Raw genomic sequence first — 12,230 nt, forward strand, 5'->3', positions numbered from 1 at the left:
GACATCCACATCAGTAGCGCTGGGGCGGCCTCAGCCCATCTGGTCCTCGGCCGACAGATGTTCCACCGTCCGGCCCGTCGCGGTGAACGTCCGTGTGACGTGCCCGGACGAGTACACCCACAGGATCCGCAGCGGGCGGTCGCCCGTGTTGCGGAACAAGTGGGGGACGGGGGAGGGGATGTAGGTGGTGTCGAACCGCTCCAGCTTCGTCACCTCGCCCTGGACCCACTCCTCCGCCTCGCCCTCCAGGACCGTCACGTGCTCGTCGCAGTTGTGGGAGTGCAGCGGCGCCCCGGAGCCGACCGGGTACACGCTCATCCCGCTGGTGATGCGGTTCTCGCCGCCTGCCGAGGGCGTTGTGATCAGCGGCGTCGTCACGACGGATCCACCGCGGTGGAGCAGGGGGACCGACGCGGCCTTGATGATGGTGGTCATCCGGAGTTCCTCTTCGTCACTGGTGGGTGTTCCCGGTGCTGCGTCGACCGACGTTAGGTCGCGCCGACGTGAACGGATGGCCTCCGGCGTGCAGTCTTACCTTGCGCTCCGGGAGGGGTGAACTTCCCGGACCCGCCTGTACCGTCACCTGGCACCGCACGGGGTCACGCCCCGTGCCGGCAACGTGCCGGAATGAAAAGGGCAGGTATCGGCTACATGAGGCTCAAAGATCGACAAGACGCGGATCCGTCTCGTCACCAAGGAAGACGCCGACCTGGCACCGCTGTACTGCCCCCGGCGCGATTAGGCCGTGCGGGTCGTACGGTCGTGATACCTGCCCGCCACCCTCGTCACGGCGCTCGTTCGGCCCTCAGCGGTTGCTGAAGGTCACCTCCTTCGAGCCCTCGGCGCGTTCGAAGTTGCCGGCGAAGCCCCAGTTCTGCCAGCCGCCGTCACCGTTGTTGGAGATGGTTCCCCGGTCGATGGAGAACACGTCGACACCGTGCACCACCGCAAGGTGTTCGAGGCCGGACACCCCCGAGAAGGAGAGGTCGTTGAACGACTTCACCGCGATGATGTTCGTGCCGGGAAAGCCGCGGCTGTACTCGTCGATCAGTGAATGGATCAACTCGGCGCCGTCGCCCGGCACATCGCCGGAGTAGTCGGTACCCGGGTACGGACCGCCGTCCCTGTACTTCGGCGTCCCGTCGTTGAAGTTGACCGCGCCCGTTCCGGTGGGGATGGAATCGGCGTCCAGGTCGGCGGGTTCCGGCTGCTCGAAGGTCACCTGTCTGCCGTCGCGGGTGAAGTCGCCGTAGAAGGCCCAGTTGGTGTAGCCGCCGTCGCCGTCGTTACTGAACGTGCCCTTGTCGAAGACGTAGACGTCGAACACGGCCCGGCCCGAGTCGATGTCGTCCCCCTCCTCGTCAGCGTGGTACTCGTTGGAGTTCAGCCGGTACCTGCCGTGATGGACGAACGAGTCCGGCTGCTCGACCCAGTGCGACGACTGCTCCGAGTGCATCGCGACCACGTTGTAGTCGGGGAAGCAGCGGCGCATGTCGTTCACGAGCATCCGGACGGCCTGAGCCGACGCCTCGTTGTCCAACGGGGAGTACGTGTTGTAGTACCGGCTCCGGTCGGGCAGTTCTTCCCCCTCGGTCTCGCAACCCTCGTCACCGGGCTTCCAGCCCTCCTTCCGCCTGGGGCGGGGCGGCTCTTCGAACGTGACGGTGCGGCGGTCCTCGCTGACGTCGAACACGCCGTGGAACCCGCGGTTCTTCCATCCGAGGTCGGCGTCGTCCGCCCAGGTGAACGTGCCGGTCTTGAAGGCATAGACGCGGTACGTCGTGCCGCTGATGCTGACGGTCTCGATCAGCGCCGCACCGTCCATCTGCTGCAGATTGCCCTCGTGCGGCTGCGCGATGACGATGTTGTAGTCGGGGAGGCAGTAGGCGAGGTCCGCAAGCGCCTCCTGGACCCGCTTCTCCTTGTTCTTCTCGTTGTTGACCTTGTCGATGACGAAGTTGACCAGCCAGGAGTAGCCCCAGGCGGCGGCCGTGCTGACGGGGCCGTTACCCGGAACGGAGACCGACGACTTCGATGCCCGTTCCCGCGGCTCGAAGCACAGATCGGGAAGTGCGTTCCCCTTGCTGCCGTCGGGCTTGTCACCGGACTCGCCGCCGGGCTCGCCGGTCTCTCCACCGGGGGCGGCGGCGGGCTCGACGGGTTCGCCGGGATCGGACTGCCCGTCGCCGCTGGTGACATCGTTGTCGTCGGCGCAGTCGCTGCCGCCTGCCATCTCCACGACCCGGCAGATCTGCTGATGTGCGGAACTGGAGATGCCGCCCCCGATGACGGTGCCGACGATCGCGCCGACCACGAGGGTGACGAGCCCCAGCACTCCCAGGTACTCGACTGCTGTCTGCCCCGTGCTCGTGCGTACTCCTCGGCGTATTCGGTCGCTGCGGTTCACGCGTCACCTCGTCGTGGCCTGCTCGGTCCGGTCACCGGGGGCCGGGCCGTACACCCGCCGGGGACCGAACCGTAGCGACGATACCCGGGCCCACGGACAGGGCTCAGAGGCCTATCCCAGGACCCAAATCGGCGGTTGGGGCCCAGTGGTCGAGCCCGGCGCGTCCCTCTGACCGGGCCTCTGCGGAGGCCCACTGGGCAGGTGTCCTGCGAGAAGCCTCCGAGTGCCGGCGGCTGGCGGCCGGGCGGTGGATCGCCTCGTCCGGTCTCAGTCGCCAGTCTCTGGGCCCGGCAGGTCGACGCTGTCGCGCAAGGTGATCGGGGTGAGGAACAGCGCGGCGACCACACCGACCATGGCGATGATCGCGGAGATCAGGAAGATGTGGCCGGTGGCGTCTCCGTAGGCGGTGCGTACGACCTCCTGGACCGGGGCCGGCATCGCGTTGATGTTCAAGGTGGATCCTCCGCCGCCGCCCGTGCCGGCGTCGATGCCGAGTCCGGCCAGACCTTCGGTGATCTTCGTGCTCACGGTGCCGGCCAGTACGGCCCCGAGCACCGAGACGCCGATCGTGCCGCCGAGGGAGCGGAAGAAGGTGATGGCTCCGCTGGCCGCGCCGAGTTCCTTGAGCGGGACGCTGTTCTGCAGGACGAGGACCAGGTTCTGCATGGACATTCCGACGCCGACGCCGACCGCGGCCATGCCGGCCGACACCGCGACGAGAGACGTCTCGTGGTCGATCATGGACAGGCCCAGGAAGCCGAGCGCCAGGACGACGACACCGATCAGGACGACGGGCTTGGGCTTGCCGGTGCTGGAGACGAACCGGCCGGCCACCGTGGAGGAGACGAGTACCCCGGCCATCAACGGCATGGTGAGCAGGCCGGCTTCGGTGGGCGAGTAGCCGCGTCCGATCTGGAAGTACTGGCCGAGGAAGACCGCCCCGCCGAACATCGCCATGCCGACCGCGAGGCTCGCGATGATGGCCAGGGCGGGGTCACGCCGCTTGATGATGTGCAGCGGTATGACCGGCTCGGCGACCCGGGACTCGACCCACAGGGCCGCGCCCAGCAGCGCGACGGCGCCTGCCACCATGGCGGCGGTCTGCCAGGACAGCCAGGCGAACGAGTTGTCGACGAACGTCACCCACAGCAGCAGGAGGCTGACGCCGGCCGCGATGAGCGAGGCTCCCCAGTAGTCGACCTTGGTGTCCGGACGCCGGACGTCCTGAAGGTGCAGGGTGCGCTTGAGGATGAAGGAGGCGACGACCGTGAACGGCAGCGCGATGAAGAAGCACCAGCGCCAGCCCAGCCAGGAGACATCGGTGATCGCCCCGCCGAGCAGCGGGCCGCCGACGGTGGACACCGCCATGACCGCGCCGAGGTAGCCGTTGTAGCGGCCGCGCTCCCTGGGGCTGACCATCGCGGCGATGACGACCTGCACCAGGACCTGCAGTGCGCCCATGCCCAGGCCCTGCACCGCGCGGAAGCCGATGAGCTGACCGGTGTTCTGGGAGAAGCCGGCGCCCAGGGAGCCCACTACGAAGATCGCGATCGACGTCTGGAGCAGGAGCTTCTTGCTGAACAGGTCGGCCAGCTTGCCCCAGATCGGCGTCGATGCGGTGGAGGCCAGAAGGGTCGCGGTGACCACCCAGGTGTACTGCGACTGCGTCCCGTTCAACGAGCCGATGATCTGCGGCAGCGCGACCGAGACCACGGTCGAACTGAGCATCGCGGCGAACAGCACCGTCAACAGCCCGCTCAGTGCTCGCAGCACGTGCTTGTGGTCCATGGTCGCGGAGCCGTCCGGGCCCCCGGTTACCGCTGTATGCGCACTCACGCGCAAACCTCCGGATGAAGAGAGAACAAGGCCGACGAGGACAAGGTCGGGGCCGGCGGGAGGACGGCCGCGACGGCCGTCCGTCAACGCGGTCCGGACACGACCGGGATGCCGACCGGCTCAGAATACATGCGCACTGCGCAATTTTGCGCACTGCGCAATGTCGTTGCCGCTCTCATAGGATGGCGGCACCATGGAGCACACAGCGGGACTACGCGAACGCAAGAAGGCCGCCACCCGGCAGGCAGTCCACGAGGCCGCCCTGCGCCTGACCGTGGAGCGCGGATTCGACGCGGTCACCGTGGAAGAGGTGGCCGACGCGGTGGGCATCTCACGCCGGACGTTCTCCAACTACTTCGCCACCAAGGAGGACGCCGTCCTGTGGGGCGACGAGCGCTACCTCGAGGAACTGGTCGCGGCCTTTCGCGCCCGCCCGCCCGAGGAGAGCCCCTGGGCCGCCCTGTGCGCCACCGTCCTGGACCGCCTGCCGGAGAGCGGCGCCCAGGAGTGGGAGATACTCGTACGCACCCGGCTCGCGCTGCGCCACCCCGCGCTCCTGGCCCGTCAACTCGCCAATCACGCGGGACTGGAGGCGAGCCTCACCGAGGCGATCGTCGAGCGCAGTCCCACCCGGGACGCGGACACCGCTCTCGACGCCCGGGTCATGGCGTCGGCCTTCCTCGTCGCGCTGCGCATCTCGATGCGCCGATGGATCGACGGCGATCTCACCGAGGACCCGCGTGAGCTCGTCGTCGACACGATGAACCGCATGGCGCGCCCCTTCGTCTGACGCGCCCTTGGGCCGGTGGCCCCTGCCGTCGCCGGGCCGGCGGAACCGCGCCGGCCCGGCAGCCGGCGCAGCCGCGCCTCAACGCCCACCAGCTGGGACACGCTCAGCGTGCTGCTCTCCGAAGTAGGCGAAGAGGATCCCGCCGGGGAACCACTTGCGTGCACGGGCCCGTTGGGCGGCGGGCACGGCCAGGGCCGTCCTGCCGGTGGCTCCCGTCCCCGACACCGTGGCCACCACCACCGCGGCCGGCGCGACCAGTGCGGCGCCGGCCGGACAGCCACCGGGGTCGCCGTCGGGGTCAGTGCGCCGCCGCGCGGGGCCGGCCCGCGACCCGGGGCCGTATCGCCGGGACCGCTGCCCGGTCCTGTGGTGCTGCCCTCGGATCAGGCGGGGTTCACCGGCCGCGTGGCCGAACTGGCCGTGGCTCGGGGACCCAGGCCGTACGGCCGAGGCGCTCCCGCACGCGGCGCAGGCCCGGGCCACGCGCGGACGGCCTGACCGACCCCGTTCGTGTGAGAGCAAACCCTGCCCCGGAAATGCCCCGGAGATGCCCCGGAACCGCCGGCTGCCGCCCGGCAAGGTCGCCGGGTCCTGCCGGGCTGTCAGCGGGCGCGGGGGAGTCGGACCTGGAAGAGCGCGCCACCGCCGGGTGCGTCGGTGAGGGTGAGTGTCCCGCCGTGGCGCTCGACGACGTCGCGTGCGATGGCCAGGCCGAGACCCGCGCCGCCGTCGTCGCGGCCGCGAGCCTCGTCGAGGCGGACGAAGCGTTCGAAGACGCGCTCACGGTCGGCCGGGGCGACACCGTGACCGTCGTCGGCGACGCTCAGCACGGTCGCGTCCCCGGCCGCCCTTACGGTCATGGTGACCGCGGAGGCGGCGTGCCGCTGGGCGTTGTCGAGCAGGTTGCCGAGCACGCGGGAGAGCTGGGTCCGGCTGCCCTTCACCTCCAGTCCGGCGTCGTCGACGCTGACGGCGGGGGCGAAGCGGTCGGTGGAGGCCCGCTGCGTCACCTCCTCCCGCACCAGAGCGGCGAGATCCACCAAGGCGTCGGCCGGGCGCTCCCCGGCGTCGAGGCGGGCGAGCAGCAGCAGGTCGGCGGCCAGGTGCTGGAGGCGTACGACGTCGTGGAGCAGATCGGTCGTGTTCAGCAACTCCGGGTGCTGGTGGGAGACTTCCAGCTGGGTGCGCAAGGAAGCGATGGGGCTGCGCAGTTCGTGGGACGCGTCGGCGACGAAGCGGTGCTGACGTTCCACCGACTGCTCCAGCGCGGCCAGGGTCTCGTTGGTGGTGCGGGCGAGCCGCGCGATCTCGTCGCGGGAGGCGGGCTCGGGCACCCGACGCGCCAGGTCGCCGCTGTCGGTGATCTCGGCCATCTTCGCGCGGATGCCCTCGACCGGCCGCAGCGCCCTGCGGGTGACCAGCCAGGTCACCGCCGCCACGACGGCGAGCAGGAACGGCAGGCCTTTCAGCATCGACCGGGTGACCTGGCCGAGGGTGGCCTGTGAGTCCTCGAGCGAGGTGGCGGCGTAGACGGTGTAGGTGCGGCCGTCGTAGGTGGTTCCCTGCACGGCGGCGAAGGCGTAGTCGTGGATCTCGTCACCCAGTTTCACGGCGACCGTCTCACGGTCCACGTCCGTGCCGACCTTGCCCCTGACCGGAGCGGCGTCGTGGCCGTGGTCGTCGTCCCCGTCGTCATCGTCGCCGGAGGAATGCCTCGACGACGAGGTGCTCCTGGGAGCCGGAGCGGGGGCGTAGTCCGTGACCGGGCCGCGTTCGTGCAGGTCGTCACTCGCGGCCAGGACCTTGCCCGAGGAGTCGACGAGCTGCACGAGGCGACCGTCGTCGTCGGGCAGGTCCAGCGAGCCGAAACTCCCGTTCAGCGCGGCCTGGGAACCCGCCACCGTACGCGCGGTGACCTCCGACTGCAGGCTCGCCCGGTCGACGAGGTTGTGACGCAGCACGGCGACGACGGCGATACCCGCGGCGACCAGCGCGACGGACACGACCAGCGTGGCCGCGAGCGCCGCGCGTGCCCGTACCGAGGCGAAGGGCCTAGGCATCGCGGCCCCGGTCGGCTTCCAGCCGGTATCCGGCCCCGCGCACCGTGGTGATGGAGCGTCGCCCGAACGGCACGTCGATCTTGCGGCGCAGCGCGCTGATGTAGACCTCGACGATGTTGGGGTCGCCGTCGTAGGCGAAGTCCCAGACGTGATCGAGGATGTCCGTCTTGGAGACGACCTGCCCGGCACGCAGGGCGAGGTGCTCCAGGACCGCGAACTCCTTCGCGGTCAGCGTGACGTCCGCTCCGGCCCGCTCCACGCGTCGGGCGGCGGGGTCGACGGTCAAGTCGCCGATCCGCAGTACCGGAGAGCCCCCGCGCGTGCGGCGGCGCAGCAGGGCCCGGATGCGGGCCTGCAACACCACGTAGGAGAACGGCTTGGTGAGGTAGTCGTCCGCGCCGGTGTCCAGACCCTCCGCCTCGTCGTACTCGCCGTCCTTCGCGGTCAGCATCAGGATCGGTGTGTCGTCCCCGGTCGCCCGTAACTGGGCGCAGATCCGGTACCCGTTCAGCCCGGGCAGCATGATGTCGAGCACGATCAGGTCGTAGTCCTGCTCCTGCGTCATGTGCAGTCCGGTGAGGCCGTCGTGGGCCAGGTCCACGGCGAATCCCTCGGCGGCCAGGCCGCGGGCGAGGGCGGTGGCGAGACGTTTCTCGTCCTCCACGATCAGCAGGCGCATGCCCACCAGGGTCCCAGGTCTTCCTGAAGCGGTCTTCAGGTTGCTTCAGCGGGGCTTCAGGGTGGCCGGGGCACGGTGGTCCGTGTCAGGCCGGCACCCCGGCAGCCACGCGGCCCAGCCGCGGCCCGAAAGAAAGGACCACCTCATGATGAAGGCGCTCAAGCGCTCCCTGGCCGGTCGCCGCCGCACCGTCTCCGCGGTCGTCGCGGCCACCGTCGTACTGGGCGGAGCCGTCGCCGCATCCGCCGTCGCCCTCGCCGGCGACGACCACGGCGGCGCGCATGCGACCGCGGGCACCACCTCCGACACGCACGACGGCTCCGATCACGACGGCAGGCTCGCCGGGAGCGCCAGGGTGGGCCTGAAGCAGGCGGCCGACGCGGCCACCACGTCCCTTCCGGGCACCGTCACCGAAGTCGAGTCGGACGGACGGCGGGGCCGGGCCGTCTGGGAGGTCGACATCGTCGACGCCAAGGGCATCGAGCACGTGGTCACGGTGAACGCCGTCGACGGCGAGGTCATGGTCGGCAGGGCCGGCCGTGTCGGGGACACGGCCGACCCCGACGACGCCGCGCTCGCCAAGTCCGCCAGGGCGGGCCTGGGCCAGGCAGTGGACACGGCGCTCGACAAGGTGCCGGGCACCGCGACCTCGGCCGAGCTCGACGACCACCACGACAGGACGGTGGCCTGGCACATCGGTGTCACCGACGAACAGGGCGCCGCACACGAGGTCGTCGTCGACGCGCGGACCGGCAAGGTCACCGCCACGCACACCGGTCCGGCCCACTCGCGCGGCCACGGCGCGGACGACGACCACGAGGACGACTGAGCAGCCGTCGCTGCCGGCGAACGCGTGGCCGAGGGACATGGCCAGGGACATCCCGACACTACGGGTCACAGTGACCAGCTGAGGTCTCTGTCGAATCCGGGACGGTACGGTGCGCCGACGTTGTCGCTGGTCGTGGTCCATCTGTGGCTGAAGACGACGGGAATGCCCAGGGCGAGGAAGTTCTTCGCGTCTCCTGTGCGGGCCCGCAGGTGGAGCCGGTGCCTGGCCACCGGCACCGTCTGGGGGATCCGGAGGTTCCAGGTCTGCTGCCACGGCCCGGCGGGCGGTTGGGCGTCACCCGTCAGGCTCGTGCCCATGCTTGCCAGCAGATCGGGCAATGTGTAGCTTTTGTCCAGTATTTTCATAGGGCCGATCTTCATGATCACCCTGCAGGTGACCTGGGTCAGGTCGACCGTCTCCTTGAGGTGGCTGTGCATTTCCCAGCGGACTTGGTGTCCAAGTCGCGGCAACGCGGGTGTGCATGTGATGTCAAGGATGTCCATGACGTAGTCGTCGTCGCTCGCGTCCTCCACCAGGTGGTTGTCCATGGCGCTCATCCCGTGTGTCCTGGGCGGGAAGCTGCACCGGATGCTCTGAGGCCGGAACCCCGGCCCGATTACGGCGGGCCGGGGTTCTATGCCATGCGCATCACGGGCCGGCTCTAGAAGCCGAAGTCGTCGAAGTCGCCGAAGTCGCCGAAGTCGCCGAAGTCGTCGAAGTCGCCCTTGCGGTGACCGACCACCCGGAAGCTGGCGACCACTCCGTCCTTGACGCGCACGCCCCCGTGGACTCTCCCGGGCTTCACGCCGTTGGCTTCGCTGCACGGGCCGACCGTGGCGATGGGAGCGCCGTTGTCGCAGGTCGCCCCGCGGAAGACCTCGACGCCCCTGCGGCTGTCGTTGCGGATGTTGAGGCTCTTGGAGCCCAGGCCGCTGACCACGGTGATGCAGCCGTCCGGGCGGGCGGAGTACGACCGCTCGTTGATGAAGATCCTGCCCACCTCGCGGTGGCGGCCGCGCTCGCCGCGCTCGCCGCCGCGCTCGCCGCCGCGCTCGTTGCCGCCGCGGCCGCCCCCGCCACCGCGCTCGCCGCCGCCCTCGTAGCCGCCGCGGCCGCCCCCGCCGCCCCCGCCGCCGCGCTCGCCGCCCTGTCCCTGCCCCTGTCCCTGTCCGGACATGCCGTCCATCGGGGCGTGGGCCGGAGCGGGCGCCTGCTTGACGACGGCCGGGACTGTCTGGGCCACCGGCTCGGTGGCGGCCGTGGCGTAGGTGATGCCGGTCGCGACGAGTGCTGCAGCGGCGGCGACAGCCGCGGCGACGGCATGTGATCGGGTCATGGTCATGTCGCTTTTGCTCCTGTCTCAAAGTGGCCGGCTTTGGCAGTCGGCATGTGAATGAACGTAATGAAAGCCTCACTGGCTGTCATTTCGGGCCATTGGGAGGGGGCGGTGACATGGAGCCGAACGGGGTACCCAGGGCACCCGCCCGCGCCATTCACCGGCTGCTGACGACACGTCAATCCGCTTTGAAAGCTGGGCGTGTCGGTGATCGACTAGGCCTTCAAGGTGATCTCTGACATCTGCTCACCCGTGCGGCAGCGAGTCGACTGGAAATTACGTCCGAAAAGGTCCAGGCGTACCGGGACGGGTGGGTCCCGGACGGACCACGGCGTGGACCGGGCGCCGTGCTGTGGTCAGGGCGCCCGAAGCCGAGCCTGTGACGACCCCTCACCCCCGGGCTCGGCTGTGGACCGTCCGGCGTGCTGCCGCGGCACTGGCTGGGACATGCCGCGCGGGTCGCCGCGCGGGCCCGTGGGCCGGCCTGAGGGTCGGGTGCCTACCGGAGCGGGATCGACGGACCCGATCAGCGCCGCATCTCAAGTCCCCTTGCCCGCGTGCACCGCGGCCGGCCGTCGTCACAGCCGGATCACGTCACCCGTCAGAGGCCCCGCCCTCATGCGCTGTCACCGAACAGGCCGACAACGTGGACGGCGCGCCCGCGGAAATTCCCTCGCGTTGTGGCCGGAACGGGCCGAGACTCGTCTCATGGCTGACATGGGGGCGTTCCGGGACGCGGTCACCGCGTGGGCGGCGGGTGGTTCCGGCGACCTCGCGCACGAGCTGGCCGCGCGGCTGTCCGTCCGGGCGGCCGTCCTGCTCGAAGGGCCGAGCGACGTCGCGGCGGTCGACGCGCTGGCGGAGAGCCGTGGCCGGGACCTGGCGGCCGAAGGGGTCTGCGTCCTGCCGATCGGCGGTGCGATGAGCGTCGGGCGCTACGCCCGGCTCCTCGGTTCGCCCGGTCTCGACCTCCGCCTCACGGGACTGTGCGACGAGGCGGAGCGTCCCTACTACGCGCGCGGATTCGAACGGGTCGGTGCGTCACAGCAAGGCTTCTTCGTCTGCGCGGCGGATCTGGAGGACGAGCTCATCCGCGTGCTGGGCGTGACACGGGTGGAGGAGCTCGTCCGGGCGGAAGGCGACCTGCGTGCCCTGCATACCTTCCTGCGCCAGCCCGCACAGCGGGGCCGCGCCCCGCAGCAGCAGTTCAGGCGCTTCCTCGGAACGAAGAAGGGACGCAAGATCCACTACGGCCGCGTCCTCGTCGAGGCCCTTGACCCCGACCGGGTTCCAGCCCCACTCGACCGCCTGCTCTCCAGCCTCTGACCGCCGGACCCCACCACGGACCTCGAGGAGACGCTTTCCGCGCTCTCCGACCTGATCCACAGCGGGAAGGCCCGCGCGATCGTGACGTCCTGATGCCAGCCGTCCGGGACCGCCGAAGCCCAGTGGGTCTCCGAGCGGCGCGGTCGGAACGTGCAGCCGGCAGGCCGGCCCGCGCCGCCGGCCCGTCGGTGGACGCATCGCCGTCCGACGCCTCTTGAGGCGTCCCGTCCGCGCGCACCGCTCCCGGCCGGCCGGCGTGGGCGGTGTGGTCAGGCTGGTGCGTCGGCTTCGAGGATCTTCGCCAGTTGCTCCACGGTGGAGTGGATCTCGCGCTGGAGACCGGCGAGGTCGAGTCCGTCGTCGCCGAGGACGGTCAGCAGGGCGCGTTCGCCGATGGCCTGGATGACGACGTGCCGTCCGGCGCTCCGCGTGGCCACGTCACGCAGCACCCCGCCCCCGGCCTCGTGCACCATGCGCTGGCCGAGGCTGTGCGTGGCGGCGGAGAGCGCGGCGATGGATTCCGGCTGGACGGCATCGGTGTCGGCGGCGACCAGCAGGCCGTCGACGGTGGAGATGACCGTCTCGTTCACTCCCATCACCTGCTCACGCAGAGCGGTCAGGACTTCGACGAGCGGTTCGGGCTGGTGGACGGTGGGCATCGGCGCTCCTGGGGGGTGGGCTGTGAACTGATGCTGCACGTACGCGGTTGGGTCAGGACAGGGCTTTGAGGCCCGCGTGGACCCGGCGCAGAAGGAGCAGGTCGGGTTGGTGGTCTGCGAGGTCGTCGGGCGGCTCGGGCAGCGCGGGGCCGGTGCCTGGCCGACGGACGGTGAGCGCGGGCGGGGTGAACGGAGCCGTGTCCGGCAGCGGGTCGGGGCTCACACGCTGTCCGTTCGGTGCGGGCGATGTGTTCCGGGGCTGCGTCGGGGCAGCGAGCGGTCGGAGGCAGGCGGGACGTTCCGGGCCC

At 70.4% G+C, this 12,230-nt stretch carries 12 protein-coding genes; 3 read left to right on the forward strand and 9 right to left on the reverse strand.

The features are described from left to right. Positions 1 to 30: 30 nt before the first annotated feature. The 3 genes from ACWC91_RS16225 to ACWC91_RS16235 all read right to left on the reverse strand — a co-directional run bounded on the left by ACWC91_RS16225 (position 31) and on the right by ACWC91_RS16235 (position 4,243). Positions 31 to 435 (reverse strand): cupin domain-containing protein, encoded by a 405-nt coding sequence (locus ACWC91_RS16225; RefSeq protein ID WP_225076746.1) that lies wholly within the window; start codon positions 433 to 435, stop codon positions 31 to 33. Between the two features lie 370 nt (positions 436 to 805). Next, positions 806 to 2,407: a hypothetical protein gene (locus tag ACWC91_RS16230; RefSeq protein WP_450642152.1), complete on the reverse strand. Its 1,602-nt coding sequence runs from the start codon at positions 2,405 to 2,407 to the stop codon at positions 806 to 808. A gap of 267 nt (positions 2,408 to 2,674) precedes the next feature. Then, positions 2,675 to 4,243: an MDR family MFS transporter gene (locus ACWC91_RS16235; protein ID WP_450642151.1), complete on the reverse strand. Its 1,569-nt coding sequence runs from the start codon at positions 4,241 to 4,243 to the stop codon at positions 2,675 to 2,677. 193 nt (positions 4,244 to 4,436) lie between these two features. Between ACWC91_RS16235 and ACWC91_RS16240 the strand changes: the two genes are divergently transcribed. Next, positions 4,437 to 5,033, forward strand: a complete 597-nt coding sequence (locus ACWC91_RS16240; protein ID WP_225076744.1) for a TetR family transcriptional regulator — start codon at positions 4,437 to 4,439, stop codon at positions 5,031 to 5,033. A gap of 602 nt (positions 5,034 to 5,635) precedes the next feature. On the opposite strand, the gene ACWC91_RS16245 is transcribed toward ACWC91_RS16240, so the two are convergent. Next, entirely contained in the window at positions 5,636 to 7,093 is a 1,458-nt protein-coding gene (locus tag ACWC91_RS16245) for a sensor histidine kinase (protein ID WP_450642149.1), read from the reverse strand. Then, the gene (locus ACWC91_RS16250; RefSeq protein ID WP_225076742.1) at positions 7,086 to 7,772 is read right to left on the reverse strand and encodes a response regulator; all 687 of its coding nucleotides are present in this window, start codon (positions 7,770 to 7,772) and stop codon (positions 7,086 to 7,088) included. Before ACWC91_RS16250 ends, ACWC91_RS16245 begins: the two co-directional genes overlap by 8 nt. A gap of 145 nt (positions 7,773 to 7,917) precedes the next feature. Between ACWC91_RS16250 and ACWC91_RS16255 the strand changes: the two genes are divergently transcribed. Continuing rightward, positions 7,918 to 8,601 (forward strand): PepSY domain-containing protein, encoded by a 684-nt coding sequence (locus ACWC91_RS16255; protein WP_450642147.1) that lies wholly within the window; start codon positions 7,918 to 7,920, stop codon positions 8,599 to 8,601. A gap of 65 nt (positions 8,602 to 8,666) precedes the next feature. On the opposite strand, the gene ACWC91_RS16260 is transcribed toward ACWC91_RS16255, so the two are convergent. Together ACWC91_RS16260 and ACWC91_RS16265 are read right to left on the reverse strand one after the other, a co-directional pair. Next, positions 8,667 to 9,158: a hypothetical protein gene (locus tag ACWC91_RS16260; protein ID WP_450642145.1), complete on the reverse strand. Its 492-nt coding sequence runs from the start codon at positions 9,156 to 9,158 to the stop codon at positions 8,667 to 8,669. 104 nt (positions 9,159 to 9,262) lie between these two features. Continuing rightward, the gene (locus ACWC91_RS16265) at positions 9,263 to 9,943 is read right to left on the reverse strand and encodes a hypothetical protein (RefSeq protein ID WP_450725933.1); all 681 of its coding nucleotides are present in this window, start codon (positions 9,941 to 9,943) and stop codon (positions 9,263 to 9,265) included. A gap of 702 nt (positions 9,944 to 10,645) precedes the next feature. Here ACWC91_RS16265 and ACWC91_RS16270 point away from each other — a divergent pair. After that, a complete protein-coding gene (locus ACWC91_RS16270) occupies positions 10,646 to 11,263 on the forward strand; it encodes a TOPRIM nucleotidyl transferase/hydrolase domain-containing protein (RefSeq protein ID WP_225076738.1) in 618 nt (205 codons plus the stop codon). Positions 11,264 to 11,532: 269 nt separating this feature from the next. Here the strand turns inward: ACWC91_RS16270 and ACWC91_RS16275 are convergent, their stop codons facing one another. Both ACWC91_RS16275 and ACWC91_RS16280 read right to left on the reverse strand, forming a co-directional pair. Continuing rightward, positions 11,533 to 11,922: a roadblock/LC7 domain-containing protein gene (locus ACWC91_RS16275; RefSeq protein ID WP_225076737.1), complete on the reverse strand. Its 390-nt coding sequence runs from the start codon at positions 11,920 to 11,922 to the stop codon at positions 11,533 to 11,535. Positions 11,923 to 11,974: 52 nt separating this feature from the next. Next, positions 11,975 to 12,145 (reverse strand): hypothetical protein, encoded by a 171-nt coding sequence (locus ACWC91_RS16280; RefSeq protein WP_450642705.1) that lies wholly within the window; start codon positions 12,143 to 12,145, stop codon positions 11,975 to 11,977. Between the last annotated feature and the right edge of the window lie 85 nt (positions 12,146 to 12,230).

The organism is Streptomyces sp. NPDC001204, from assembly GCF_053598035.1.

Coding starts and splice junctions, on each gene's coding strand:
- ACWC91_RS16245 (WP_450642149.1), bottom strand. CDS start 7,093: ATGCCTAGGCCCTTCGCCTCGGTACGGGCACGCGCGGCGCTCGCGGCC.
- ACWC91_RS16240 (WP_225076744.1), top strand. CDS start 4,437: ATGGAGCACACAGCGGGACTACGCGAACGCAAGAAGGCCGCCACCCGG.
- ACWC91_RS16250 (WP_225076742.1), bottom strand. CDS start 7,772: ATGCGCCTGCTGATCGTGGAGGACGAGAAACGTCTCGCCACCGCCCTC.
- ACWC91_RS16255 (WP_450642147.1), top strand. CDS start 7,918: ATGATGAAGGCGCTCAAGCGCTCCCTGGCCGGTCGCCGCCGCACCGTC.
- ACWC91_RS16260 (WP_450642145.1), bottom strand. CDS start 9,158: ATGAGCGCCATGGACAACCACCTGGTGGAGGACGCGAGCGACGACGAC.
- ACWC91_RS16270 (WP_225076738.1), top strand. CDS start 10,646: ATGGCTGACATGGGGGCGTTCCGGGACGCGGTCACCGCGTGGGCGGCG.
- ACWC91_RS16225 (WP_225076746.1), bottom strand. CDS start 435: ATGACCACCATCATCAAGGCCGCGTCGGTCCCCCTGCTCCACCGCGGT.
- ACWC91_RS16275 (WP_225076737.1), bottom strand. CDS start 11,922: ATGCCCACCGTCCACCAGCCCGAACCGCTCGTCGAAGTCCTGACCGCT.
- ACWC91_RS16265 (WP_450725933.1), bottom strand. CDS start 9,943: ATGACCATGACCCGATCACATGCCGTCGCCGCGGCTGTCGCCGCCGCT.